31 protein-coding genes are annotated in these 22563 nt (G+C 71.4%); 15 read left to right on the forward strand and 16 right to left on the reverse strand.

Going from position 1 to position 22563, the window contains the following annotated elements; all coding sequences use genetic code 11:
• The first annotated feature begins 113 nt into the window (after nucleotides 1–113).
• From GQQ95_RS01235 to GQQ95_RS01245, 3 genes are all read left to right on the forward strand, one after another.
• Entirely contained in the window at nucleotides 114–425 is a 312-nt protein-coding gene (locus GQQ95_RS01235) for a hypothetical protein (protein WP_157425807.1), read from the forward strand.
• 34 nt (nucleotides 426–459) lie between these two features.
• Entirely contained in the window at nucleotides 460–843 is a 384-nt protein-coding gene (locus GQQ95_RS01240) for a hypothetical protein (protein WP_157425808.1), read from the forward strand.
• 102 nt (nucleotides 844–945) lie between these two features.
• A complete protein-coding gene (locus tag GQQ95_RS01245) occupies nucleotides 946–2286 on the forward strand; it encodes an APC family permease (RefSeq protein ID WP_157425809.1) in 1341 nt (446 codons plus the stop codon).
• A gap of 72 nt (nucleotides 2287–2358) precedes the next feature.
• Here GQQ95_RS01245 and GQQ95_RS01250 read toward each other — a convergent pair whose 3' ends face one another.
• Genes GQQ95_RS01250 through GQQ95_RS01265 form a run of 4 tightly spaced genes read right to left on the reverse strand, consistent with a single transcriptional unit; the run spans nucleotide 2359 to nucleotide 4768 of the window.
• Nucleotides 2359–3867, reverse strand: a complete 1509-nt coding sequence (locus GQQ95_RS01250; protein ID WP_157425810.1) for a dihydrolipoyl dehydrogenase family protein — start codon at nucleotides 3865–3867, stop codon at nucleotides 2359–2361.
• Nucleotides 3868–3872: 5 nt separating this feature from the next.
• Entirely contained in the window at nucleotides 3873–4022 is a 150-nt protein-coding gene (locus tag GQQ95_RS01255) for a hypothetical protein (protein WP_157425811.1), read from the reverse strand.
• A gap of 17 nt (nucleotides 4023–4039) precedes the next feature.
• Nucleotides 4040–4324 carry a hypothetical protein gene (locus GQQ95_RS01260; RefSeq protein ID WP_157425812.1) on the reverse strand — a complete coding sequence of 95 codons (285 nt, stop codon included), beginning with the start codon at nucleotides 4322–4324 and terminating at the stop codon, nucleotides 4040–4042.
• A 3-nt stretch (nucleotides 4325–4327) separates the two neighbouring features.
• Nucleotides 4328–4768 (reverse strand): VOC family protein, encoded by a 441-nt coding sequence (locus tag GQQ95_RS01265; RefSeq protein WP_157425813.1) that lies wholly within the window; start codon nucleotides 4766–4768, stop codon nucleotides 4328–4330.
• A gap of 75 nt (nucleotides 4769–4843) precedes the next feature.
• On the opposite strand from GQQ95_RS01265, the gene GQQ95_RS01270 reads away from it, so the two are divergent.
• Nucleotides 4844–5533 carry a winged helix-turn-helix transcriptional regulator gene (locus GQQ95_RS01270; RefSeq protein WP_157425814.1) on the forward strand — a complete coding sequence of 230 codons (690 nt, stop codon included), beginning with the start codon at nucleotides 4844–4846 and terminating at the stop codon, nucleotides 5531–5533.
• On the opposite strand, the gene GQQ95_RS01275 is transcribed toward GQQ95_RS01270, so the two are convergent.
• Nucleotides 5530–5901, reverse strand: coding sequence for a DUF1048 domain-containing protein (locus tag GQQ95_RS01275; RefSeq protein ID WP_157425815.1), 372 nt, complete (start codon nucleotides 5899–5901; stop codon nucleotides 5530–5532). The genes GQQ95_RS01270 and GQQ95_RS01275 overlap by 4 nt on opposite strands.
• A gap of 145 nt (nucleotides 5902–6046) precedes the next feature.
• On the opposite strand from GQQ95_RS01275, the gene GQQ95_RS01280 reads away from it, so the two are divergent.
• Nucleotides 6047–6643, forward strand: coding sequence for a TetR/AcrR family transcriptional regulator (locus GQQ95_RS01280; RefSeq protein WP_157425816.1), 597 nt, complete (start codon nucleotides 6047–6049; stop codon nucleotides 6641–6643).
• A gap of 30 nt (nucleotides 6644–6673) precedes the next feature.
• Here GQQ95_RS01280 and GQQ95_RS19415 read toward each other — a convergent pair whose 3' ends face one another.
• From GQQ95_RS19415 to GQQ95_RS19565, 3 genes are all read right to left on the reverse strand, one after another.
• Nucleotides 6674–7258 (reverse strand): DUF6036 family nucleotidyltransferase, encoded by a 585-nt coding sequence (locus GQQ95_RS19415; RefSeq protein ID WP_212275210.1) that lies wholly within the window; start codon nucleotides 7256–7258, stop codon nucleotides 6674–6676.
• Nucleotides 7255–7833, reverse strand: coding sequence for a helix-turn-helix domain-containing protein (locus GQQ95_RS01290; protein WP_157425817.1), 579 nt, complete (start codon nucleotides 7831–7833; stop codon nucleotides 7255–7257). The genes GQQ95_RS19415 and GQQ95_RS01290 overlap by 4 nt, the downstream gene beginning before the upstream one ends.
• A gap of 96 nt (nucleotides 7834–7929) precedes the next feature.
• Nucleotides 7930–8184, reverse strand: a complete 255-nt coding sequence (locus GQQ95_RS19565; RefSeq protein WP_343032755.1) for a metallopeptidase family protein — start codon at nucleotides 8182–8184, stop codon at nucleotides 7930–7932.
• Between the two features lie 261 nt (nucleotides 8185–8445).
• Between GQQ95_RS19565 and GQQ95_RS01300 the strand changes: the two genes are divergently transcribed.
• A complete protein-coding gene (locus tag GQQ95_RS01300; protein WP_212275212.1) occupies nucleotides 8446–8886 on the forward strand; it encodes a VOC family protein in 441 nt (146 codons plus the stop codon).
• Between the two features lie 76 nt (nucleotides 8887–8962).
• Here the strand turns inward: GQQ95_RS01300 and GQQ95_RS01305 are convergent, their stop codons facing one another.
• On the reverse strand, nucleotides 8963–9406 hold the full coding sequence (locus GQQ95_RS01305) for a MarR family winged helix-turn-helix transcriptional regulator (RefSeq protein WP_157425818.1): 444 nt from the start codon (nucleotides 9404–9406) through the stop codon (nucleotides 8963–8965).
• Nucleotides 9407–9490: 84 nt separating this feature from the next.
• Between GQQ95_RS01305 and GQQ95_RS01310 the strand changes: the two genes are divergently transcribed.
• From GQQ95_RS01310 to GQQ95_RS01325, 4 genes are all read left to right on the forward strand, one after another.
• Nucleotides 9491–10354, forward strand: coding sequence for a haloalkane dehalogenase (locus GQQ95_RS01310; protein WP_157425819.1), 864 nt, complete (start codon nucleotides 9491–9493; stop codon nucleotides 10352–10354).
• A gap of 61 nt (nucleotides 10355–10415) precedes the next feature.
• Complete coding sequence (locus GQQ95_RS01315) at nucleotides 10416–11093, forward strand: response regulator transcription factor (RefSeq protein ID WP_157425820.1); 678 nt, start codon at nucleotides 10416–10418, stop codon at nucleotides 11091–11093.
• On the forward strand, nucleotides 11086–12453 hold the full coding sequence (locus GQQ95_RS01320) for a sensor histidine kinase (protein WP_246205130.1): 1368 nt from the start codon (nucleotides 11086–11088) through the stop codon (nucleotides 12451–12453). Before GQQ95_RS01315 ends, GQQ95_RS01320 begins: the two co-directional genes overlap by 8 nt.
• Before the next feature lie 97 nt (nucleotides 12454–12550).
• A complete protein-coding gene (locus GQQ95_RS01325; protein WP_157425821.1) occupies nucleotides 12551–13384 on the forward strand; it encodes a PepSY domain-containing protein in 834 nt (277 codons plus the stop codon).
• 104 nt (nucleotides 13385–13488) lie between these two features.
• Here GQQ95_RS01325 and GQQ95_RS01330 read toward each other — a convergent pair whose 3' ends face one another.
• On the reverse strand, nucleotides 13489–14283 hold the full coding sequence (locus tag GQQ95_RS01330; protein WP_157425822.1) for an SDR family NAD(P)-dependent oxidoreductase: 795 nt from the start codon (nucleotides 14281–14283) through the stop codon (nucleotides 13489–13491).
• Between the two features lie 234 nt (nucleotides 14284–14517).
• On the opposite strand from GQQ95_RS01330, the gene GQQ95_RS01335 reads away from it, so the two are divergent.
• Genes GQQ95_RS01335 through GQQ95_RS01345 form a run of 3 tightly spaced genes read left to right on the forward strand, consistent with a single transcriptional unit; the run spans nucleotide 14518 to nucleotide 17077 of the window.
• A complete protein-coding gene (locus GQQ95_RS01335) occupies nucleotides 14518–15393 on the forward strand; it encodes an alpha/beta fold hydrolase (RefSeq protein WP_157425823.1) in 876 nt (291 codons plus the stop codon).
• 47 nt (nucleotides 15394–15440) lie between these two features.
• On the forward strand, nucleotides 15441–16436 hold the full coding sequence (locus GQQ95_RS01340; protein WP_157426127.1) for an NADP-dependent oxidoreductase: 996 nt from the start codon (nucleotides 15441–15443) through the stop codon (nucleotides 16434–16436).
• A gap of 35 nt (nucleotides 16437–16471) precedes the next feature.
• Complete coding sequence (locus tag GQQ95_RS01345) at nucleotides 16472–17077, forward strand: TetR/AcrR family transcriptional regulator (protein WP_246205131.1); 606 nt, start codon at nucleotides 16472–16474, stop codon at nucleotides 17075–17077.
• A gap of 25 nt (nucleotides 17078–17102) precedes the next feature.
• On the opposite strand, the gene GQQ95_RS01350 is transcribed toward GQQ95_RS01345, so the two are convergent.
• The 3 genes from GQQ95_RS01350 to GQQ95_RS01360 form a co-directional block, all read right to left on the reverse strand.
• Nucleotides 17103–17756 carry a dihydrofolate reductase family protein gene (locus GQQ95_RS01350; RefSeq protein WP_157425825.1) on the reverse strand — a complete coding sequence of 218 codons (654 nt, stop codon included), beginning with the start codon at nucleotides 17754–17756 and terminating at the stop codon, nucleotides 17103–17105.
• Between the two features lie 171 nt (nucleotides 17757–17927).
• The gene (locus GQQ95_RS01355; protein ID WP_157425826.1) at nucleotides 17928–18215 is read right to left on the reverse strand and encodes a hypothetical protein; all 288 of its coding nucleotides are present in this window, start codon (nucleotides 18213–18215) and stop codon (nucleotides 17928–17930) included.
• A 53-nt stretch (nucleotides 18216–18268) separates the two neighbouring features.
• Complete coding sequence (locus GQQ95_RS01360) at nucleotides 18269–18952, reverse strand: SGNH/GDSL hydrolase family protein (protein ID WP_157425827.1); 684 nt, start codon at nucleotides 18950–18952, stop codon at nucleotides 18269–18271.
• Between the two features lie 154 nt (nucleotides 18953–19106).
• Here GQQ95_RS01360 and GQQ95_RS01365 point away from each other — a divergent pair, with 154 nt between their 5' ends.
• Nucleotides 19107–19478 carry a hypothetical protein gene (locus tag GQQ95_RS01365; RefSeq protein WP_246205132.1) on the forward strand — a complete coding sequence of 124 codons (372 nt, stop codon included), beginning with the start codon at nucleotides 19107–19109 and terminating at the stop codon, nucleotides 19476–19478.
• Nucleotides 19479–19535: 57 nt separating this feature from the next.
• Here the strand turns inward: GQQ95_RS01365 and GQQ95_RS01370 are convergent, their stop codons facing one another.
• Nucleotides 19536–20036 (reverse strand): hypothetical protein, encoded by a 501-nt coding sequence (locus GQQ95_RS01370; RefSeq protein ID WP_212275214.1) that lies wholly within the window; start codon nucleotides 20034–20036, stop codon nucleotides 19536–19538.
• 115 nt (nucleotides 20037–20151) lie between these two features.
• Between GQQ95_RS01370 and GQQ95_RS01375 the strand changes: the two genes are divergently transcribed.
• Nucleotides 20152–20727 carry a dienelactone hydrolase family protein gene (locus tag GQQ95_RS01375; RefSeq protein ID WP_157425829.1) on the forward strand — a complete coding sequence of 192 codons (576 nt, stop codon included), beginning with the start codon at nucleotides 20152–20154 and terminating at the stop codon, nucleotides 20725–20727.
• Nucleotides 20728–20821: 94 nt separating this feature from the next.
• On the opposite strand, the gene budA is transcribed toward GQQ95_RS01375, so the two are convergent.
• On the reverse strand, nucleotides 20822–21559 hold the full coding sequence (budA, locus tag GQQ95_RS01380) for an acetolactate decarboxylase (protein WP_157426129.1): 738 nt from the start codon (nucleotides 21557–21559) through the stop codon (nucleotides 20822–20824).
• Between the two features lie 91 nt (nucleotides 21560–21650).
• Nucleotides 21651–22547: a TerC family protein gene (locus GQQ95_RS01385; RefSeq protein WP_157425830.1), complete on the reverse strand. Its 897-nt coding sequence runs from the start codon at nucleotides 22545–22547 to the stop codon at nucleotides 21651–21653.
• Nucleotides 22548–22563: the final 16 nt, after the last annotated feature.

Consider the following 22563-nt stretch of genomic DNA (forward strand, 5'->3'; position numbering starts at 1 on the left):
CCAGCCCTTTAGATCCACCTCATCTCCCGCTATTAGCAGGGGACGGGTACGGATGCCGCGACGTGGCGGCATCCGGGCCCGCGATCACTCGGCGCATCGCGAGGACGACGGGGATGAGCGAGACTGAATCGATGCTGACCCTCGACGACGCCCGCGCTACGTTCACGCAGTACCTCGCGGTTCACCCGCTCCCCATCGTCGGCACCTTCCATATCGACGGTTGGTACGAGGACGACGACGACTACCTTCCGGTGTGGGGCGCGCGCGAGTTCCACGTCAACCACCAGCGCGAGTTCGGGCGCACGGACAGCCTCGTCGTGTTCATCGACAAGCGCACCGGCGAGGTGCGACGTGACCACCGATCGGGACACGTCGAGAAGCTTCGTGCGATGACCCCCGTCGAACGTGGCGACGTCGTCCGGTGAGGCGCACCCCGACAACGCCGCAAGGAGGGCGAACGTGACCACTACCCCGAATGCCGACGTCCAGGCCTTCCTGGCCTCGGTGCAGACGTTGTCAGCCGAACAGTTCGCGAAGGTCGGTGCGGCAGCACTCGAGATCGGTGCGTCGGCGCGGGTCGCAGCCCGCAAGACGGCGAAGTCGTCCGCGGCCGACGCCCGTGCGCTCGAGAAGGCCGTCCGCGACGCGCTGGAGCCGGCGCATGACCGACTCTCGACCCTCGAGCCGGGTTCGATTCGAAACGCGGTGACCGACACCCTCTCCGCGGCACGCGCGATCACGCACCGCGCCGACCTGACCGCGGTCCAGTACGACGCGCTCGTCGGACCCTTCGTCGGAGTCGGCGTCGCGGTCCCACCGCACCCGAACGCCGGAAGGCGCTGACCGCGCAGGCTCTGACCGCGCACGCACGGACCCCGCTGGCACAGGCACTCGCGCGCTCGCAAGGGGTTGCACCGCCCGTGCGAAACGCGGTCCAGTAGTGCGATGACGAAGAACCTCGAGGTGACGGAGCCGGCCCCCGGAGTCGGGCTCAAGCGAGCGGTCGGAACCTGGCTGCTGTTCGCGTTCATCGTGGGCGACACGCTCGGAGCGGGCATCTACACGCTCGTCGGCACGATGGCGGCCGACGTGGGCGGCGTCATCTGGCTGCCGCTGCTCATCGCGCTGGTCGTCGCCCTGCTCACCGCCGGAACCTACGCCGAGCTCATCACGAAGTACCCGCACGCCGGCGGCGCGGCCAGGTACGTCGACAAGGCGTTCAACATCCCGTACCTGTCGTTCCTCGTCGGGTTCCTGATGATGGCCTCGGGCATCACGACGGCCGCGGCACTCGCGAACGCCTTCGCCGGCGACTACCTTGGCGCGCTCATCGAGGTGCCGCCGGGCATCACCGCCGTGGTCTTCATCGTCCTGCTGACGCTCATCAACCTCCGCGGCGTCCGCGAGTCGCTCACCGCGAACCTCATCGCATCGGTCATCGAGGTGACCGGGCTCGTCATCGTCATCGTGCTCGCGGCCGTCGTCTTCGGCAGCGGCGGCGGCGACCCCGGCCGCATCTTCGAGTTCGCACCCGACGTGCCGCCACTGCAGGGCGCGTTCGCGGCATCCATCGTCGCCTTCTTCTCGTTCCTCGGGTTCGAGGCCGCCGCCAACATGGCCGAGGAGGTCAAGGACCCCTCGCGCGCCTACCCCCGCGCGCTCTTCGGCGCGATCGGCGTCGCCGCGGCGGTCTACCTCCTCATCGCGATCGGCGCGGTCATCGTCGTTCCGCCGACCGAGCTCGCCGAGTCGAGTGGGCCGCTCCTCGACGTCGTGACCGCCAGCGGCGCCGGCATCCCGCCGTGGCTGTTCAGCCTGATCGCCCTGGTCGCGATCGCCAACGGCGCGCTGCTGTTCATGGTCATGGCGAGCCGAGTCGGCTACGGCCTCGCCGAGGCGCGCCTGCTCCCCCGCGCCTTCGGCCGGGTGCTGCCGAACCGCCGCACGCCGTGGGTGTCGATCGTCGTCGTCGCCGCGGTCACCATCGGCCTGGCCCTGCTCGGCGATGTCGCGACCCTCGCCGAGACCACCGTCCTGCTGCTCCTCCTGGTCTTCCTCTCGGCGAACGTCAGCGTGCTCGTGCTCAAGAAGGACAAGGTCGACCACGACCACTTCACGGTGCCGCGCATCGTGCCGGTGCTCGCGATCATCGCCAGCATCGTCCTGCTCGCCCAGCAGTCGGGCATCGTCTGGCTCGGGGCGGCGGCCTACGTCGTGGTGGGGTCGGTGCTCTTCCTCATCGCCCGCATCGGCATCAAGCGCGAGGACCGCGCCACGACGCACTAGTGCTGCGGCGCACGAACGGCCGTCGCCGCGCTGGGTCTCCCCCTGCGCGGCGACGGCCGTTCGACTCACTGATCAGATGACGGATGCCACGTCCAGCCACGGGTACTCGACCGTGCGACGAGGTGCGGGCTCGGCGCTCTCGCGACCGTAGGTCTCGAGCAGCCGCAGCCAGATCTCGCTGATCGTCGGGTAGGCGGGTACGGCGTGCCAGAGGCGGTCGAGCGGCACCTCGCCGACGATCGCGATCGTGGCGGCCTGCACCAGCTCCGCGACATCCGGCCCGACGAAGGTCGCCCCGACGATGACCGAGCGGTCCTCGTCGACGACCATGCGTGCACGGCCCTGATAGCCCTCGGCGTGCAGGGTCGCGCCGGCGACCCAGCCGATCTCGTAGTCGACGGCGCGGGTGCGGATGCCGGCGGCGCGAGCCGCGGCCTCCGTGAGCCCGACCGAGGCGACCTCGGGGTCGGTGAAGGTCACCTGCGGCACCGCGCGGTGGTCGGCGGTCGCGACGTGGGATCCCCACGCGGCATCCGACACCGGCTGCCCGTTGGCGCGGGCGGCGATCACGTCGCCCGCGGCACGCGCCTGGTACTTGCCCTGGTGCGTGAGAAGGGCACGGCCGTTGACGTCGCCGACGGCATAGAGCCAGTCGAAGCCCGGCACGCGCAGCGTGTCGTCGGTCTCGATCCACGAGCCCGGTTCGAGCCCGATCGTCTCGAGGCCGATACCCGTGCTGCGCGGCACCCGCCCGGCGGCGACGAGCACCTCGTCGGCGAGGATGAGCTCGCCGGTCGAGGTCTCGAGCGTGACGCCGGAGTCGTCGCGGTCGACCCGCGTCGTGCCGGTGTGCAGGAGCAGCCGGACGCCGCGTTCGCGGAGCGAATCGGCCACCTGCTCACCGGCGAAGGGCTCCATGCCGTCGAGGAGGCCGCCGCGGGCGACGAGCGTGACCGCGCTGCCGAACCCCGCGTAGGCGGTCGCCATCTCGGCCGCGACGACGCCGCCGCCGATGATCACGAGGCGCCCGGGCACGTGCTTCGCGCTCGTGGCCTCGCGGCTCGCCCACGGTGCGGCCTCGCGGAGGCCCGGGATGTCGGGCATGCGCGGGTCGGATCCGGTGGCGATCGCGACGGCACGACGGGCGATGAGCAGCGTCGTCGAGCCGTCAGCATCCGTCACCGTCACCTGGCGGATGCCGCTGAGCCGGCCGTGCCCGCGGACCAGGTCGATGCCCGCCCCGCGAACCCACTCGGCCTGACCGGCATCCGACCAGTCGTTGACGACCCGATCGCGGCGCGCGAGCACCGCATCGACGTCGAGCTCGCCGGCGACGGCCTGGGCGGCACCGGGGACCCGGCGCGCGGCGGTCAGCACGGCCTGCGAGCGGAGCAGCGCCTTCGAGGGCATGCACGCCCAGTACGAGCACTCGCCGCCGACCAACTCGTGCTCGACGATGACGGCGCTGAGCCCGCCGCGCACGGCCCGGTCGGCGATGTTCTCGCCGACCGCTCCGCCGCCGAGGACGATGAGGTCGTAGGTCTCGACCAGGGTGGTGCCGGTTTCGGGGATGCTGCTCATGTCGATCAGTGCTCCTTCGAGGAGGTGGCCGCCGAGGGCGACCGGTGGGTCGCTTCGGGAAGGCCCGACGGGGTCGTGCGAGCACGACGCGAGGCGGATTCCCGGAGCAGGGCGAGTTCGGGGCGTTGCCCCGCGAGGTACCAGAGGAGCTGCATGACGTTCATCGGATGCCTCACGCGAACTCGTGGACCAGGCGGTAGCCCTCGGCGAGGAACGCGTCGGTCATGTGCGACGAGTACCAATCGGGCCATTCGTTGTCGAACTCGCCGCCGAGCACGTCGGCCTCGAAGGCGCCGTGCGCCGCCGCGGCCCCCAGCAGGAGGTGCAGGAACACCTCGCGCGTGGTCGGGCCGTCGCCGGGCTCGGATGCCGCGGGCTCGGATGCCGCGGAGCCGGAGGGTGCGGCCGTGGTGCCCTGATCTGCCGGGCGTTCGGGTCGTGCGGTCGTGGCGCTCATGGTTCAGCGCCCCGGGAGGCGGTTCGTGATCTCCTGCAGCAGCCACCCGTTGCCGTCGGGGTCGCTGAAGGAGGCGAACGACGCGTAGTCGGCCCGCTCGGGATGTGCTCCGCTGAGGCGGTGGTCGGTGCCGGGGTGCACGAAGATGCCGGCCTCGTGGAAGACCTCCGACACGTCGACGCCGCGCTCGACGAGCTCGGCGCGCGTCTGCACGACATCGCGGACGACGAGGATCATGCGGTCGACCGAACCCGCGGGTGCGGTCGTGAGCCCGGTGCCGAAGATGATCGACGCCTGCGACCCGGGCGGGGTGAGCTGCACGACCCGGAACCCGTCGTCGACCGAGAAGTCGGCGTCGAGGCGGAAGTCGAGTCGCTCGTAGAAGGCCTTCGCGCGGTCCACGTCGGTGACGGGGAGAACGATGACCTCGAGCTTGAGTTCCATGATGACTTACTCCTTAGTTAGGACTGGATCGTCCTGATGTGAGAGTAAAGCGTGCGAAGGGCGTACTCTATTCCCGTGGCAGCGAGAACATATGAAGATGCCTGCGGCATCGCCAGGTCCCTCGACGTGATCGGCGAGCGATGGGCCCTGCTCGTCGTGCGCGAGCTCGTGTTCGGACCCAAACGCTTCACCGACCTGCGGGCCGGCCTGCACGGCATCAGCCAGAACGTGCTCAGCCAGCGCCTGCGCGACCTCGAGGCATCCGGCATCGTGCGCCGCATCCTCCTCGGCCCGCCCGCCAGCACGCACGCCTATGAGCTGACCGACCTCGGCCGCCAGCTCGAGCCCGTGCTCATCGCGATGTCGCGGTGGGGCGCGCTCACCCCGCCACCACCCGAGGCGGAGATGAGCAACGACGCGTTCGCGCTCGCCCTGAAGGCGCTGTTCACGCCGTCGACCGACGGATTCGTAGGGCGCGCACGGCTGGAGCTCGTGCGCGACGCGTTCGACGTCGAGCTCGGGCATGACACGATCGAGGTCGCGCGCGCCGCGGGCGGCTCGGGCGCCGCGGGCGGCCCGGGGGGCTCGGGCGGCCCGGGCTCCGGCCCCGAGCTCGTCATCGAGGGAGCGGAGTCGGCACTGCGGTCGGTCATCTTCGGGCGGCGCACGTTGCCGGCGGCAGCGCGCGCTGGCGACATCCGCCTCGAAGGGAGCGCCGACGCGGCATCCGCCTTCCTGGGGCGGTTCCGCCGCCCCGGGTCCTAGTCCGTCGCGCTCAAGATTCCGGCGATCGCCTGGTCAAGGCGGCGCCGCTCCTTCGCGATCCACTGCCCCTCGGCGTGGTTGTCCAGCAGCGACTCCGCGAAGGCCACCGGCTCATCGCCGACGATCGCCCGCACGGGGGTGCCGTCGGCGGCACACTCCTCGAAGAGGATCATGAGGTCGTCGAGCAGGGTGAGCAGGATGTCGCCGCTCGTGATGACGCCTCGGTAGACGAGGTACCGCTCGACGGCATCGACCGCCGCTCGGTGCTCCTGGGGCAACTGCTGCTTGCGCAGCTTGTACTGCTGGTATCGCTGCTTCTCCTCGGATGATGCGGCGATCACGTCGATCCAGGTCGCGACGACGGTCATGGTGGTCCTCCTGCTCTTGGCCGCCGCATCGGGAGAATCTGGGCGGCTCGACTGGTAACGACACGCTACGTGTCGTGTTGATCGGCAAGCTAGCACTGCCCGGCCGACCTGCGCAACACGACACGTATCGTGTAGCCTTGTGCGAATGAATGCAGCGCCCGATCCAAGCCGCCGCAGCGAGCGCGCTCGCGTGGCCGTCCTCGAGGCGGCCATGGCGCTCTGCCGTGAAACGGGGTTCGCCGGACTCACCATCGAGGCGATCGCCGAGCGGGCCGGCGTCAGCAAGAAGACCATCTACCGCTGGTGGCCGTCGAAGGGTGCCGTGCTCCTGGAGGCCGTCTTCGACGCCGCGGCATCCATAGCGCCGCACGGAGACACCGGCGACCTGGCTCGAGACATGACCGCCCAGATGATGGGCGTCGTCGCGTTGCTGACCCCGCAAGACGCCTCCCCCGTCGCCGCGATCATCGTCGAGGCCCAGCGCGACGCCGCCATCGCGGACGCCCTGCGCGAGCAGGTGATCGAGCCCAACATCGCGCACTTCGAGGAGCGCATGCGCTCGGCGCAGCGGGCCGGAGAGATCCCCGAGGACGCCGACCTCGGCGCCGCGCTCGACCTCTTCTACGGTCCGATCTACCACCGTCTCGTGTTCCACCTCGGCCTGCCCGACGGCGACGAGATGCGCGCACGGGTCGACCTCGTGATCGCCGCGCTACGGGCGATGGGTTCGGCGCAGGGCTGAGCTGGCTCGGCTCCGACGAAGCCGGCCCCGTTACGGCCGAGGCGTCAGGTCGGCCGGGGGCGGTGACGCCGGAGGCTCGAGCCGGCCGTCGGCGAGGAGCCGCTCGACCGTCGCCCAGGTCCGGTCGGTGATCGCGTCTCCGGGATAGAACTCGCCGAACAGCTCGTCTGCGGCCTCAACCGACTCGATTCCGCACAGCGCCAGCAGTTGACGGATGTCGTCGGTGTCACGGCCCGGTCGACCCGCCTTCAGCTTCATGGCGAGCAGTCCGTCGGCGGGCGCGACCTCGATCGTCACGAGGTCGTCGTCGTGGATCGACGCCCATCGGATGTCGCGTCCCCACCACGGTGCGAGCTGGGCGGCCTTGAAGTTGAGCCAATCGAGCTGCCACCCGCGCCGCTCGGCCACGCGCTCGGCAGCCGCGACCACCTCCGACTCGTCGCCCGGGCTCACCTGCACCGCATCAACGTCGACCGTGGTGCGGCGGTCGAAGTATCGAAGCGCGAGCGCTCCGCCGCCGATGATGCGCAGCCCCACCGGATGACCGGCCTCGTGGAGTTCCGCGACGAGGTCTCGGAGCCCGTCGATCAGGTCGTCTCGACCGAGGAGGATCACACGCTCTCCAGGGAGTCCCGCCAGACGAGCACGCCGTGCTCGAGGAACTCATCGGGCACGGCCGAACGCGGCGGCACCGGATCGGCGGCATCGACGAACAGCGGTCGGGCTCGCCCGAGATGCCGCTCGGGCGAGCCGGTCCACTCGGGCGTCGGAACGCTCACTTGACCGAGGCGATAGTCGACGAGGGCGGCGATGGCGGCGTCCCAGGTCTTCGAGCCCGTGGATTCCGGCTCGGCGATTGCGAGCACCCCCCGCAGCAGCCCCTGCTCGGCGGTGAGGTTGTCGTTCATCTGGATGAAGGCACGAAAGGCAGAACCGAGGTCGTCCCGCGCGAGCGCATGCCGGATGTCAGCCGCGACCGTTGCGACGTCGTCGCGCGTCGTGGGTGCCGAGTACAAGCGGTGGCCGGCGCCGGCGAGCAGCCGCGTCGCGGTATCGAACCGCGGATCTTCGCCAGCCCCCTCAGCAACCGCCACCCGACTCTGCGAGAGCCCGGCGCGCCGGGCGAGTTCTCGCTGCGTATAGCGGCGAGCGCGCCGCGCGGAACGCACCAAGGTAGCGATGTCAGCCATGTTCACCTCACGCATAAGTCGGTTAACCCGATCATAGTACGGATATCGCCCGCTGTGCCGACGAAGGCGACCCGCCGCCGCCCGTGCGGAGCGCCCCTACGCCCAGCCGAGCTCCCCGAGCCGCGCGTCGTCAAGCCCGAAGTAGTGCCCGATCTCGTGCACGAGCGTGATGCGCACCCGCGCGCGCAGCGCCTCGAGGTCCGCGCTGTGCTCGGCCATCGTGTTCTTGAAGAGCGTGATGCGATCGGGCAGTTCGCCGTAGCCGTAGACGCCCCGCGTCTTCAGCGGTCGGCCGCTGTAGAGCCCGTACAGCCGAGGCCGCTCCCCCGCCGGCTGGTTCGCGGTGAGGATCGCGACGTTCTCGAGGCCCGCACCATCTCGTCGGGCAGTTCGTCGAACGCGTCGGCGACCATGCGCTCGAAGTCATCATCCGAGATCTCGACCATGGGCCCAGTCTGCGCCCTCGAGGAGCGCCCGCAGCCGCCCATCGCTGAGGGCGAACGCCGGCCGGCGGCAGGTCAGTCGGCGAGCCAGCCGGTCGCCGACGGACCCGCGGCGTCAGCGCAGGTCCGCCCTGCGGGCATGTGGGCGGTGCGGCGTAGGGTCGGCGCCATGAGCATCCAGCGCATGGACAACGTGGCCATCGTCGTCGACGACCTCGACGCGGCCGTCGCCTTCTACACGGCGCTCGGCATGGAGGTCGAGGGTCGCGCCAGCATCGAGGGCGGCTTCGCCGACCAGACCGTCGGCCTCGACGGCGTGCGGAGCGAGATCGCGATGATGCGCACCCCCGACGGCCACGGCCGGCTCGAGCTGACGAAGTACGTCGCGCCCGAGGCATCCGCTCCCGTGCCGGCAGTGCCACCACCCAACACCCTCGGGCTGCACCGGGTCATGTTCGCGGTCGATGACCTCGACGACACCCTCACCCGGCTCCGCCCGCTCGGCGGCGAGATCCTGCGCGAGGTCGCGAACTACGAGGACGTGTACCGGCTCTGCTATCTGCGCGGCCCTGGCGGCATCATCCTCGCGTTGGCCGAGGAGGTCGGCTGACGCGGTCGGGCGGTGGGGTCGCGATGAGCGGATGCCGCGGCCGGCCCGCGCGCGCAGGCGGCGCCGTGCGCCCGGTTCACCGCCCGTCGGAGGCGTCGGCCAGCGTGTCCAACATCTCGGCGAGACGTTCCCGCTGCACCACGCTGAGCGGCGACAGCAGCGCGGCCTCTGCCTCGTCGATCGCGGCGTCGAGCTCGCCGAGCGTCGCTCGGCCGGCCGCGGTGATCGCGATGACCATGCGTCGTCGGTCCTCGTCGCTCGCGCGGCGGACGACGTCGCCCGCCGCCTCCAGGTCGCGCACCGTCTGGGTCACGTCGCTCGGGTCGAGGCCGGTATGGCGGCCCACCGCCGCCTGATGCAGGTCGCCGAACTCGTCGAGCGCGGCGAGCACGCGGGCGTCGTACCCACGCCGACCGCGCTCGGCGAATGCCGCGGCGAGCAGTCGATGCGAGCGTTGCGCCACCGTCGAGAGCTGCCAGGTGGCCCGCCGCGCGAAGCGGGGAGCGAGTTCGTCGATCATCCGCACACCCTACCAATTCGTTGACACGGCCAACGTTTCGGTTTATCGTTGGCCGCGCCAACGTTATTGTGAACAGGAGTCCCCATGCCGACGATCCAGGTCCTCGACTCGACCGTCCACCACGAAGCGCATGGGGAGGGCGACGGCCCGACCTTCGTGTTCCTGCACGGCAACCCCGGGTCGTCCCACCAGTGGCGCGGCGTCATCGAGCGCTTCGGCGGCGGGCGCCTGCTCGCGCCCGACCTCATCGGCATGGGCCGGTCCGGCAAACCGGACCTCGCCTACGACTTCGCCGACCACGCCCGCTACCTCGACGCGTGGTTCGACGCCGTCGGGGTCGAGCGCGTCGTGCTCGTCGGCCACGACTGGGGCGGTGCGCTCGCGTTCGACTGGGCCTCGCGACATCCGGAGCGGGTGCTCGGCATCGCGTTCTTCGAGAGCATCGTGAAGCCCATGGAGTGGGGCGACCTGTCGCCCCAGGCGCGTGAGCGGTCCGAGCTCGTGCGCACGCCGGGCCCCGGCGAGGAGCGGGTGCTCACCACCGACGCGTTCATCCGCCAGGCCTATACCGGTGGCGTGCTTACGCCGGTCGAGGGGGCCGACCTCGACGCGTACCTGGCGCCGTTCCCGACGCCCGCGAGCCGTCGGCCCGTGCTCGCCTGGGCCAGGCAGATGCCGCTCGGCGGCGAGCCGAGGGCGCTCGTCGACCGCATCGAGGCCTACGACCGCTGGCTCGCGACGAGCGACGGGGTGCCCAAGCTGCTGCTGACGTTCACGGGATCACCGACGCTGCTCATCGACGAGGCCATGGCGGCCTGGTGCGCGGCCTCGATCGCCGCCCTCGAGATCGTCGACGGCGGCCCGGCCGGACACCACGCGCAGGAGGACCGGCCCGACGCGATCGCCGCCGAGATCGGGCGCTGGGCCGACCGGCACGCGCTGCGCTGACGGGGCGCCGCGCGGCGCGCGCTTCAGCCCCGCTTCAGCATCCGCGACGAGAATGGCGTGGATGCGAATCCTGGTGGTCGACGACGAGGTGCGCCTCGCTGACGGCGTTCGACGCGGCCTCGAGGCCGAGGGCTTCGCCGTCGACGTCGCGCACAACGGCATCGACGGGCTGTGGCGGGCACGCGAGAACAGGTACGACGCCATCGTGCTCGACCTGATGATGCCCGGCATGAGCGGCTGGAAGGTCTGCGAGGCGCTGCGCGCCGAGGAGAACTGGACCCCCGTCCTCATGCTCACCGCGAAGGACGGCGAGTGGGACCAGGTCGAGGCCCTCGAGACCGGCGCCGACGACTACGTCACGAAGCCGTTCTCGTTCGCGGTGCTCGTCGCGCGGCTGCGCGCCCTCATCCGGCGCGGCGGCGTCGAGCGACCGGTCGTGCTCGAGGCCGGCGACCTCCGCCTCGACCCGGCCGGCAGGAAGGTCTGGCGCGGCGACGAGCAGGTCGCGCTCACCGCTCGCGAGTTCGCGGTGCTCGAGCACCTGATGCGCCACCGCGGCCAGGTGATCTCCAAGCGCGACCTCATCGCGGGCGTCTGGAACGACGACTTCGAGGGCGACCCGAACATCGTCGAGGTGTACGTCGGCCACCTGCGCCGCAAGCTCGACCGCCCGTACGGGCGCGAGGCCATCGAGACCGTGCGCGGCGCCGGATACCGGCTGGCGGCCGACGGTGGCTGAGCGTCGGCAGCGGCCGCGGCCGACGGGGTCGGTGGGGTCGGCGCGGTCGGCGCGGTCGGCGCGGTCTCGGTGGCGGTCGGTCCGGGCTCGCGCGACCCTCGGCGCGACCCTCGTCATCGCGGTCGTGCTGCTCGTCGGCGCCTTCGCCTTCCTCGAGATCCTGCGCGGCACCGTGCTCGGGGCCTCGACTCGCGCCGGCGAGCTGCGCGCCGAGGAGCTCGCCACCCAGGTCGCCGACCGGGGTCCGGCCGCGATCGACGGGCTCGAGGACGAGCTCGTGCAGCTCCGGTCGCCGGGCGGTGACGTCGTCGCGGCATCCGACGAGGCTCCGGATGCCCCGCTGCCGGTCGCCGACGAACCGGAGCTGCGCACCGTCGACGGCGAACCGGTGCTGATGTTCGCCGAGGAGCTCGAGAGCGGCGACACCCTCGTGCTCGGCGTGCCCGTCGAGGACGACCTCGAGACGCTCGGCACCGTGGCGCTGCTCCTCGCCGTGTCGGTCCCCCTCGTCGTGCTGCTCGTCGCGGGCATCACGTGGGTCGTGATGGGGAGGGCGCTCCGCCCGGTCGCCCGCATCACGGCGGAGGTCGAGGACATCACCGCCGACCGCCTCGACCGGCGCGTGCCCGTGCCCGACTCGGGCGACGAGATCGCCGCCCTGGCCGAGACCATGAACGCGATGCTCGGCCGCCTCGACGCCGCGGCGAGCGCGCAACGGCGCTTCGTCTCCGACGCGTCGCACGAGCTGCGGTCGCCGCTGGCCACGATCCGCCAGCACGCCGAGCTCGCGCAGGCGCATCCCGAGGTCACCTCGCTGGAGGAGCTGTCGGATGTCGCGCTCGGCGAGGGCCTCCGCCTGCAGGGCCTCGTCGACTCGCTGCTGCTGCTCGCACGGCTCGACGAGGGCGCGCCGAACGCCGACGAGTCGGTGGACCTCGACGACCTCGCCTTCGCCGAGGCCTCGCGCCTGCGTGCCGGCGGCATCGCGGTCGACGAGTCGGGCATCGGCCCCGCGCGCGTGCACGGCAGCCCGCAACTGCTCGGCCAGTTGCTGCGCAACCTGGCCGACAACGCCGCACGTCATTCCCGAGGCCGTGTGGCCATCGGCCTCGCCGAACGCGACGGGCGGGCGATCCTCGTGGTGGACGACGACGGCGACGGCATCCCCGAGGCCGAACGCGAGCGCGTGTTCGACCGCTTCGTTCGCCTCGACGACGCCCGCGACCGAGACGCAGGCGGCAGCGGCCTCGGGCTCGCCATCGTGCAGGGCGTCGCACGTGCCGCGCACGGCGTCGTGCGCATCGAGGACTCCCCGCTCGGCGGGGCCCGGTTCGTCGTGAGCCTGCCCGCGGCATCCTGAGCCGGGTTCTCGGCCGCGGCGGCACTCGTCCCGCTTCCTGAACGCCGCTTCAGGAAGCTTCAGGGTCGCTTCAGCGCCCTTTCGACACCATCGAGGCATGAGCGAAACGACGAACACCCCGAACCTGCCCGACCCGAAGAAGGCGGATGCCGCGACGCCCGACCACTCGACCACCGAGCGCCTCTCGACGACGCCGGTCACGCCGACGCACGCAGCAACGGCCGCCCCCGCCGCGACCGCTCCGGCGCCGGTCGAGCCGACCTCGCGCAAGCGCAAGGCGCTCGTCGCCGGCGGCTCGGTGCTCGCCGCCCTGCTCCTCGCCGGAGGCGGCATCGCCGTGGGCGCGGCGATCGCCGACGAGAACGACGACGACTCCGACGAGGTCTCGGCCGCGTCGGTCTCCGACCAGGACGACGCGAACGACGCCGCTGACACCGACGACGGCGACGACACCACCGACGCCGACGACGCCACGAGCGGCAGCGCCGGCGGCGCGAGCGCCGTCGACCTCGGCGCCACGTCGGCCGATGAGCTCACCGAGATCGTCGCGACCGCGTCGTCCGAGGCCGAGGGCACGCCCGTGAGCATGGACGCCGGTGCCGACGGCAGCTGGGACGTCGAGTTCCGGACCGACGCCGGCGACGAGACCGAGGTCCGCGTGGCATCCGATGGGACCGCGAAGGCGATCTCCACCGAGCCCGCCGACGCGAACGACGCGGATGCCGCACCGCTGGGCGCCCTCGACGCGAAGACGCTGGACGCACTGGTCGCCGCCGCGCTCGGCGAGGCCGACGGCCGGATCGTCGACGCGGAGGTCGACGACGACACCACCTCGCCGTACGACGTGTCGGTGCTCACCGGCGAGGGCACCACGGTCGATGTCTCGCTCGACGCCGACTTCACCGTGGTCGCCTCGGGCGGCGACGACTGATCGGCGCGCACGACTCGACCTGCTCGAGCTGACGGCCCGGACGGCATCGCCGTCCGGGCCTTCGTGTCGCGCACCGGCAGCCCGCCCACCGGGGAGCCGGCGGCTCAGTCGACAAGCGCCCCCGCCGTGAGGTTCGCGATCGCCCCGGTCATCGAGCGCGCACGATCGGATGCCGCGAACGCGAGGTACTCCGCGACCTCGTCGAGCACGGGGAGCCGGCCGAGCAGGGTCATGTCGGCGAGGCCCGCGAACCACTCGTCGAACGGGACGCCGCCGGCCTCGGCCGAGCGGCCGAACATCGCCCGCGTGTACGACGTCGCGAGCGCGTCGGGCATGGCGTGCGGGCGCACGCACACGACCCGCACCCCGTCAGGTCCGAGCTCTCCGGCGAGCGCGCGCGAGAACCCCTCGAGCGCCGCCGATTGGGCCGCGTTGCCGAGGAGCCCGCGGCCGGTCAGGCGCGCTCCGGGCGTCGAGACGGTGAGGATCACGCCGCTCCCCTGCGCGATCATGTGCCGCGACACCGCCTTCGCGGTCACGAAGTTCGTCCGCAGGTAGCCGACGACGGGGTGGAGGTAGTCCTCGAGGCTCGTCTCGCCGATGGCGAGGCCCTGCACGTGGTCGAAGCCGACGGCGTTCAGGGCGATGTCGATGCGGCCCACGGCATCCGCCACCTCGTCGACGTGGCGCGCGACCGCCGTCTCGTCCATCGCGTCGACCAGCGCGACCGAGACGTCGGCGCCCTCGGCCCGAGCCGCGTCGGCTGCGGCCTCGAGCCGTGGCCGACTGCGGCCGACGAGGAAGAGCCTCGCTCCCTCCCGAGCGAACACCCGCGCTGCTGCGCCCCCGATCGAACCGCCTCCGCCGTGGATCACGGCCACCTTGTCCTTGAGCAGCATGTCGCCGCCTGCCTTTCGCGTCGGAATGAGTGCAACCCTATGGTTGCATCTGAGCCTCACAAACGCAACCGATAAGTTGCACTTGCAGGTGACCAGGACGTGCATGCGAAGCTCGTTCAGAGTTTCTGAACGAACTCATTCTTGAGTTCGCTCAGTTTTCACGTACACTGGTCCCAGGTGCACCGAGACGGCTCCTCCCGAGACCGCGAGAGCGCACCGATATGGAGACATCCCATGCACAGCACCACCACGGACCATCCCGGCTCTTCCGCCGCCGCCGTCTCGTTCGCGACCACGCCGACCCGCACGGTCACCGCGAATGGCGTCGACTACGCCTACCGCGAGCTCGGCCCGTCGGTCGGCGTGCCGCTGGTCCTGCTCACCCACCTCGCCGCGACCCTCGACAACTGGGACCCGCGCGTCGTCGACGGCCTCGCCGCCAACCGCCGCGTCATCGTGTTCGACAACCGCGGCGTCGGCGCGAGCACCGGCACGCCGTCATCGAGCATCGAGGACATGGCGCGTGACGCCGTGTCGTTCATCGCCGCGCTCGGGTTCGACCGCGTCGACCTGCTCGGCCTCTCGATGGGCGGCATGGTGGCCCAGGTCATCGCCGTCACGAATCCGGCCCTCGTTCGCAAGATCGTCCTCGCGGGCACCGGCCCGGCCGGCGGCGTGGGCATCGACCGGGTCAGCCGCGTCTCGAACGCGGCGGTGCTCCGCGGCATCCTGACGTTCAGCGACCCGAAGACCACCCTCTTCTTCACCCGCACCGCGAACGGCAAGCGGGCGGCCCGCGAGTTCCTCGCCCGCATCGCCGAGCGCACCGTCGACCGCGACGCGAAGATCTCGACGCGCGCGTATCGCGCCCAGCTGGCCGCGGTGCACGACTGGGGCACCCGCTCGCCCGCCGACCTGTCGAAGATCACCCAGCCCGTACTCGTCGCCAACGGCGAGCACGACACGATGGTCCCGACCGAGAACTCGGTCGACCTGGTCGAGCGCCTGCCAGACGCCGAACTCGTGCTCTACCCCGACGCCGGCCACGCCGGGATCTTCCAGTTCCACGCGCAGTTCGTCGCCACGACCCTCGAATTCCTCGCCCGATGAGCGCGCAGCAGAACGGGCAGGCCGGCTCGCAGCCGGGGCCGGGCACCATGAAGGCGTTCCTCATCGACGCCTACAAGCAGCCCCTGCACGAGGCGGATGTCCCGGTGCCGACCGTCGGCGACCACGACGTGCTCGTGCGCGTGAAGGCCGCCGGCGTCAACCAGCTCGACGCCGGCATCCGCGATGCGGGGTTCCGGCAGATCCTCCCGTACCGCCTGCCGCTGATCCTCGGCAACGACGTCGCCGGCATCGTCGAGCGCGTGGGCACGGGCGTCGACCGCTTCTCGCCCGGCGACGAGGTCTACGCCCGGCCCGACAAGGACCGCATCGGCACCTTCGCCGAGTTCATCGCCGTCGACCAGCAGGACCTCGCGCTGAAGCCGGCGTCGATCACCATGGAGGAGGCGGCCTCGCTGCCCCTGGTCGCCCTGACCGCCTGGCAGGCGCTCGTCGAGCGCGGAAACGTGCAACCGGGCCAGACGGTGCTCATCCACGGCGGAGCCGGTGGCGTCGGCTCGATCGCCATCCAGCTCGCGAAGCACCTCGGCGCGGTCGTCGCGACCACCGCGAGCGCGGCGAACGCCGACTACGTGCGCGCCCTCGGCGCCGACCGGGTGATCGACTACAAAACCCAGGACTTCGAGCGGGAGCTGCACGACGTGGACTTCGTGCTCGACAGCCTCAGCGGCGAGAACCTCGAGAAGTCCATCCGCGTCACCCGCCCCGGCGGACGCGTCGTCGGCATCTTCGGCCCGCCCGACCCTGCCTTCGCCCGCGAGCTCGGCGCAGGCCTGCCGCTCCGCGTCGCGATGCGGGCGCTGAGCAGCGGCGTGCGACGACGTGCCCGCCGCCGTGACGTCGACTACTCGTTCCTGTTCATGCGGGCCGACGGCGCCCAGCTCGAGCGCATCACCGAACTCGTCGAGGCCGGGGTCCTGACCCCGCAGGTCGACCGCGTGCTCCCGTTCGCGCGGACCCCCGAGGCACTGGCCCTGCTCGAACGCGGCGGCATCCGCGGCAAGGTGGTGGTCAGCCTCGCATGACCCTCCCGTACCATCGGAGCGGAGAGGACCGACCCGTGCACCCTGACGCACCGCCCATCGGCCGCCGTGAGCGCAACAAGCAGCAGAAGCTCGAACGCATCACGGCCGCCGCGACCGAGCTCTTCAGCGCGCACGGCGTCGACGAGGTCACCACGCAGCAGATCGCCGACCGCGCCGACGTGGGAGCCGGCACCCTCTTCCTCTACGCCCGCTCGAAGGCCGAACTGCTGCTGCTCGTGCACAACGTCAAGTTCGCCGACGCCATCGAGACCGGCGTCGCCGCGGCATCCGGCCTCTCCGACCCGATCGACGCGCTCATGGCCATCGTGCGGCCGATCGTCGAGTGCAACCGCGTGCAGATCGAGAACGGGCGCACCTACCTGCGCGAACTCGTCTTCGGCGATCCGGAGGAGCCGCACCGCCGTGAGGGCCTCGCCCTGAGCCTGCGGGTCGAGGCCGCCTTCGTCGACGTGCTGCGACGCGACGGGCTCAGCGAAGCGGATGCCGCGGAGCTGGCCCGTGCGATCTCGGCGGTCATGTTCATCAGCATCACCGCGACGATCCATCGCGACCTCAGCGACGACGGCGTCGTCGACGTCATCCGGCGCCAGGTCGCGGTGATGCTCGCTCGGCGGGCCTGACCGGCCGGCCGCGCCGGGCCGTCACTCAGCCCGAGGCGGCGGAGCCGGTGGAGTCCGTCGAGTCCTCGCCCAGCATCCAGCTGCCGTGCCGCACCGGCCCCGCCGGCCGGTAGAGGCAGAGCACCACACCCGAGGGCGACGTGGAGCCCTCGACGAGCTCGAGCCCGGTCGGCACCGTGCCGTCGCCGAAGAGCCGCTTGCCGCTGCCGAGCAGCACCGGCGCGACCGCGAGGCGGAGTTCGTCGACCAGGTCGGCCGAGAGCAGCGTCTGGATCAGCCCCGGCGACCCCTGCACGAGCAGGTCGCGCCCGGGCATCTCCTTCAGGCGCCGCACCTCGTCGACCGCATCGCCGTCGAGGACCGTCGTGCCCGCCCACTCGACCGGCTTCGAGGGCGTGCCGACGACGTAGCGCGGCAGCGAGTTCATGAGCACCGAGCCCGGGTCCTCCTCGGGCGTGAGCTTCGGCCAGTGGTCGGCGAGCAGGTCGAACGTGCCGCGCCCGACCAGCAGGGCGTCGGCCGTGGCGAAGCCGGCGCCGATGAAGGCTCCGACCTCGTCGTCGAAGACCGGCACGAGCCATCCGCCTTCGCCGAAGCCGTTCGACCGGTCCTCGCCCGGCCCGGCCGGACTCTGGACGACTCCGTCGAGCGACATCGAGACGGCGACGACGAGCTTCATGATGCGACCTCCTCCGAGCACGGTCGTGCCCTCACCATGACGTCGAATGCGAACGACCGGAATCGACACCCGCACCGGAAGGCCAATCGCGAGCGTAACCCAGAGAGGCGGTCGGCCGCAGGCATCCTCCGGTTCCGCGCCTCTCCGCCCGGCCCGGGGCGTGCGGCCACCTCAGGACTCGCGGCCGGCACGCTCCCGCCGGGCCATGGCGACGCCGAGCATGATGAGCAGGATCCCGAGCCCCGTGAGCAGGGCGGACCCGATGATGAGCCCCGACTGCAGCAGCCCGTCGGCGGTGCCCTCGCCCTCCGCGGGCGTGTTCCGCGGCATGAGCGCGTAGGTCAGGACGCCGATCAACCCGATCACGGTCAGCGCGATGCCGAGGCCGAATCGAAGGCCCCGACGTGCGGGCGTGGGTGCCGGGGCGTCGCGGTCCACCCGTTCGTCATGATGTTCCATGCCGGCGACGTTAGGCGCGCGGCGGAATGCCGGGCAGGGGCTTGACCATTCGCTCACTCCTCCCCCAGTTCCTCGGCGATCGCCTCCCCGAGCACCTTCGCTCCCGCCTCCGAGGGGTGCAGGCCGTCGGAGGACATGCCCTCCCGGAACGTGCCGTCGCCGGTGCGCAGCCCCGCCGAGCCGTCGACGAATCGCCAGCCCCGATCGCGGGCCACGGCCTCCAGCCGATCGTTGAAGGCGTCGGCGCCATCGGGATCCGCATCGATCGGCGGGATCGACACGACGACCACCTCCGTGATGCCGGCCGTGTCGACGATGCGCTCGAGGTTCGACGTCGTCTCCGCGAACGGCACGCCGAAGGCGACGTCGTTCGTGCCCGCGAGCACCACGAGCACGTCGGCCTCGTACGCAGCCACCTCATCGAGCATGCGGGCCGTCGTCGCGCCCCACTCGGCCCAACCGCCGGCGAATCCGAAGCCCGCGTCGCGCACGTACGTCGCCCAGGATGCCGCGCCGAGGTCGCCGGCCATGAAGTCGGGGCTGTCCGCGTCGGTGATCGAGTCCCCCACCGCCGCGAACGTGAGCCCGCCGGATGCGTCGGGCACGGCCGGTTCGGCGGCGGAGGTCTCGGACGGCCGGGGCTGCTCCGCGGCACCGGGCACGGAGCAGCCGGCGAGCACGGCGCACACGGCCGCGACCGCGGCGAGTCCGAGCGTCGACGCCCCGCGCAGTCCCATGCCTCCAGCATCGCCCGAACCGGTCGCGATGTCACCGCCATGCGGCGGTCACGGCCGTTCACACCGGTCGAACGGCGGACGCGGCATCCGCTCGGACGCCTCGTCAGGCCATGCGGCGGACGGGGCCGGCGCGGCCGCCGCTATGCTGGCGCCCGTGCTCGCCGCCATCGCCCTCACCGTCGTCCTCGGGGTCCTCGCCCTGTTCCAGCTCGCCCTGGCCCTCGGAGCGCCGATCGGGCGATTCGCCTGGGGCGGGGCGCACCGCGTACTGCCCGCGCGGCTCCGCATCGGCAGCGTCGTCTCCATCCTGATCTACGCGGTGATCGCCCTCCTCGCACTCGACTGCGCGGGCGTCATCGACGTCGTCCCCGACGTGGTCTCGACCGTCGGCATGTGGGTGGTCTTCGGCTACTTCGTGCTCGGCATCGGCCTGAACGCGATCTCGCGCAGCAAACCCGAGCGGTACACCATGGCCCCGCTCTCGGCGGTGCTCGCCGTGCTCAGCCTGCTCGTCGTGCTCGGCTGACGCGCGAGCCCCCGGCGCGGCCCGTGCCCGCGCACCGACGACCGCTGGAGATCCGGTTCACCTGGCCCCCACGGCGCCGTGGAGGTCCTGCACGAGCCTCGGCGTGCGCCACTCGCGCACCGTCGCGAACCAGCGGCTGAACGGGTACGACAGCCGAACCCAGAAGTAGTTCACGTACTCGATCACGCCGAACAGCCACACCGTGAGCACGAGCAGCACCGAGCCGAAGGAGTCGGGCCACCACGCGATCACGCCCGCGAGGCCCGCCGCCAGCAGCGCGACATCCGCGATCCTGAAGACCCGGTACGTGCCCGCCCAGCCGGCCGGCATCGGCCGCAGCTCCACCCAGGTGCGGGCGCCGAGCCAGTAGGCGCCGGCCTGCACGAGCACGACGAGCAGTGGGATGAGGGCCGACCAGAGCGCGGCGGCCGCCGATGCGGTGCCGAGGCGCGGGACGAGCGTCCAGGCGATGAGGGCGAAGACCAGTGCGGCCACGAGCTCGCCCGCGCCGAGGCTCAGGTACTTCCGGCGCAGGATCGATCGGCGCTCCGCAGACATCAGGCCAGCGTATCGAGACGCGCGAGGCGGGCATCGCGAATGGGTCGACGCCGTCGGAGGGAGCGAGTATCGTCCCGTGCGATCGCACCGGATCCACCGTCGGACGGGAGTCGCCATGTCAGAGGTCCTGCTCTTCCACCACGCCCTCGGCCCGACCGCGGGCCTGCACGCCTTCGCGGAGGAACTCCGCCGAGCGGGGCACACCGTGCACGAACCCGACCTCTTCGAGGGGCGCACCTTCGGCTCCATCGAGGAGGGCGTCGGCTACGCCAAGGAGGTCGGCTGGGACGAGATCATGGCGAGGGGCGAGCGCGCGGCCGAGGCTCTGCCCGACGGGCTCGTCTACGCCGGGTTCTCGCTGGGCGTCGTGCCCGCGCAGATGCTCGCGCAGACCCGCCCCGGCGCGAACGGCGCGCTGTTCTTCTACTCCTGCCTTCCGCCCTCGGAGTTCGGAAGCTGGCCCGGGGGTGTCCCCGTCCAGATCCACGGGGCCGACGCCGACCCCTTCTTCATGGAGGAGGGCGACGTGGACGCCGCCCGCGAGCTCGTCGCGACGGCCGACGACGCCGAGCTCTTCCTCTACCCGAGCGACCAGCACTACTTCGCCGACTCGAGCCTCCCGAGCTACGACGCCGAGGCGACCGCACTGCTCATGGAACGGGTCCTCGCCTTCCTCGCGAAGCGGCCCTGAGGTCTGCGCGAGCCCGGTCGCAACCGGCGCGGCATCCGCATCCGCATCCGCATCCGCATCCGCATCCGCATCCTGAGCGACTGCGCGCCGGACGTCAGGCCGCGCCGGCACCACCGCCCTCGACCGCGACGATGCGGTGATCGTCGGCGTGCGTGAGCTCGGTGCGGAGGAACAGGTCGTCGGTGGGCAGCCGCAGCTCGAAGCGGGCGAAGGGCGCCACGCGCAGGTCGCCGTGCTCGACGGCGAGGTCGAGCACGTGCCCGCCGACGCTGCGGTCCTCGCTCAGGAAGTGCAGATGCAGGCCCGCGACCGCGATGCCCTGGTAGATGGCGGGCGTCCAGAACCCGACGAGGGTTCCGCGGATGTCGCGCACGTGCGTCTCCACCTGGTGGTCGGTCACGACGCTCAGGGGAGGCAGCGGATGGTGCTGCCGCGGCGTCACACGCACGAGCACTCGCGAGAGCACGCCGTCGAACCGCACCGCGTGGAACAGGTTGCGGCTCACGAGCCCGGCCTCGACGGATGCCGCGAAGCCGGTGAGATCCCGGTCGCGCACGGTGGTGCCCGCGAGCACCGGGAAGCGGCAGGCGATGGCGAAGGGCAGCACCTCGTCGTCGAGCATTGACGCCGGCGCGTCGTCGACGGTGCACTCGACGACCGCGCCGTCGAGGATGACGACCTCGCCGCCCAGGTGGTCGACGCAGCCGAGACCGAAGTCGCCGAGCCGGCGGACCTCCGAGACCCGGATGCCGGATTCGTAGGCCCCGGCGAGCAACGCGTCGAGCACCGCGAACTGCGTCACGGCTGAACCAGGCACGAGCGACGGAGTCATCACGCTCGGAGCGTACTCCCCGGCATCACGCGCGGCGGGGACCTCCGGTCGGTGACGCCGCGCCGCATCGGATGCGGCCGACGACCGAAGCTCAACCGAGCCCGGCACGCTCCTCCGCGGCATCCGCGTCGCCCTGCACCGGTCGGCTCGACAGGCCGACCGAGCCCGCGCCCGCCTCGCCCTTCGAGAGCGCCGCGGAGACCGCGATCGACTCGTCGGCGTCGGGGTACTGCGGGCGCAGCTGCACCGCCTGCTGACGACGGTGCTCGCGCTTGGCCTTGCGGCCGGACGCGATGAGGTTCAGTGCCTCGACGAGGATGGCGAACGCCATCGGCGCGTAGATGAGCGCCTTGTCGATCTTGATGCCGAAGCCCTCGGCGATGAGGAAGACGCCGATGAGCAGGAGGAACGAGAGCGCGAGCATCTTCACCGTGGGGTGGCGGTTGACGAACGTGAAGATGTACCGCGACGCGAAGAGCATGATGCCGAACGAGAGCACCACGACGGTGACGATGACGACGAGGTTCTCGGTCATGCCGACGGCCGTGATGACCGAGTCGAGCGAGAAGACGATGTCGAGCAAGAGGATCTGGATGAGCACCGAGCTGAACGTGATGCGCTTGGGTGCGGCGCCGTGCTCCTCCTCGGCCCCCTCGAGCTTGTGGTGGATCTCGGTGACGGCCTTGTAGACGAGGAAGAGTCCACCGGCGATCAGGATGAAGTCCTTCACCGAGAAGCCCATGCCGAACCAGACGACGACATCCTCCTTCAGGGTGATGATCCAGCCGGCGAAGAACACGAGCACGACGCGGATCACCATGGCCAGGGTGAGGCCGAGGTTGCGCGCGCGGGCCTGCTGCTCCTTCGGCAGCTTGGACGCCAGGATCGAGATGAAGATGACGTTGTCGACACCCAGCACGATCTCGAGCACGAACAGGGTCACGAAGACGGCGATGAGGTCGGGGGTGAAGGCGAAGGAGAAGTCCACCCGCCCATCGTACGGG

It is taken from the genome of Agromyces salentinus (assembly GCF_009749395.1).
GTDB classification, from domain to species: domain Bacteria; phylum Actinomycetota; class Actinomycetes; order Actinomycetales; family Microbacteriaceae; genus Agromyces; species Agromyces salentinus.

Coding starts and splice junctions, on each gene's coding strand:
- GQQ95_RS01235 (WP_157425807.1), top strand. CDS start 114: ATGAGCGAGACTGAATCGATGCTGACCCTCGACGACGCCCGCGCTACG.
- GQQ95_RS01245 (WP_157425809.1), top strand. CDS start 946: ATGACGAAGAACCTCGAGGTGACGGAGCCGGCCCCCGGAGTCGGGCTC.
- GQQ95_RS01250 (WP_157425810.1), bottom strand. CDS start 3,867: ATGAGCAGCATCCCCGAAACCGGCACCACCCTGGTCGAGACCTACGAC.
- GQQ95_RS01255 (WP_157425811.1), bottom strand. CDS start 4,022: ATGCAGCTCCTCTGGTACCTCGCGGGGCAACGCCCCGAACTCGCCCTG.
- GQQ95_RS01260 (WP_157425812.1), bottom strand. CDS start 4,324: ATGAGCGCCACGACCGCACGACCCGAACGCCCGGCAGATCAGGGCACC.
- GQQ95_RS01265 (WP_157425813.1), bottom strand. CDS start 4,768: ATGGAACTCAAGCTCGAGGTCATCGTTCTCCCCGTCACCGACGTGGAC.
- GQQ95_RS01275 (WP_157425815.1), bottom strand. CDS start 5,901: ATGACCGTCGTCGCGACCTGGATCGACGTGATCGCCGCATCATCCGAG.
- GQQ95_RS01280 (WP_157425816.1), top strand. CDS start 6,047: ATGAATGCAGCGCCCGATCCAAGCCGCCGCAGCGAGCGCGCTCGCGTG.
- GQQ95_RS01290 (WP_157425817.1), bottom strand. CDS start 7,833: ATGGCTGACATCGCTACCTTGGTGCGTTCCGCGCGGCGCGCTCGCCGC.
- GQQ95_RS01300 (WP_212275212.1), top strand. CDS start 8,446: ATGAGCATCCAGCGCATGGACAACGTGGCCATCGTCGTCGACGACCTC.
- GQQ95_RS01305 (WP_157425818.1), bottom strand. CDS start 9,406: ATGATCGACGAACTCGCTCCCCGCTTCGCGCGGCGGGCCACCTGGCAG.
- GQQ95_RS01310 (WP_157425819.1), top strand. CDS start 9,491: ATGCCGACGATCCAGGTCCTCGACTCGACCGTCCACCACGAAGCGCAT.
- GQQ95_RS01315 (WP_157425820.1), top strand. CDS start 10,416: ATGCGAATCCTGGTGGTCGACGACGAGGTGCGCCTCGCTGACGGCGTT.
- GQQ95_RS01325 (WP_157425821.1), top strand. CDS start 12,551: ATGAGCGAAACGACGAACACCCCGAACCTGCCCGACCCGAAGAAGGCG.
- GQQ95_RS01330 (WP_157425822.1), bottom strand. CDS start 14,283: ATGCTGCTCAAGGACAAGGTGGCCGTGATCCACGGCGGAGGCGGTTCG.
- GQQ95_RS01335 (WP_157425823.1), top strand. CDS start 14,518: ATGCACAGCACCACCACGGACCATCCCGGCTCTTCCGCCGCCGCCGTC.
- GQQ95_RS01340 (WP_157426127.1), top strand. CDS start 15,441: ATGAAGGCGTTCCTCATCGACGCCTACAAGCAGCCCCTGCACGAGGCG.
- GQQ95_RS01350 (WP_157425825.1), bottom strand. CDS start 17,756: ATGAAGCTCGTCGTCGCCGTCTCGATGTCGCTCGACGGAGTCGTCCAG.
- GQQ95_RS01355 (WP_157425826.1), bottom strand. CDS start 18,215: ATGGAACATCATGACGAACGGGTGGACCGCGACGCCCCGGCACCCACG.
- GQQ95_RS01360 (WP_157425827.1), bottom strand. CDS start 18,952: ATGGGACTGCGCGGGGCGTCGACGCTCGGACTCGCCGCGGTCGCGGCC.
- GQQ95_RS01370 (WP_212275214.1), bottom strand. CDS start 20,036: ATGTCTGCGGAGCGCCGATCGATCCTGCGCCGGAAGTACCTGAGCCTC.
- GQQ95_RS01375 (WP_157425829.1), top strand. CDS start 20,152: ATGTCAGAGGTCCTGCTCTTCCACCACGCCCTCGGCCCGACCGCGGGC.
- budA (WP_157426129.1), bottom strand. CDS start 21,559: ATGACTCCGTCGCTCGTGCCTGGTTCAGCCGTGACGCAGTTCGCGGTG.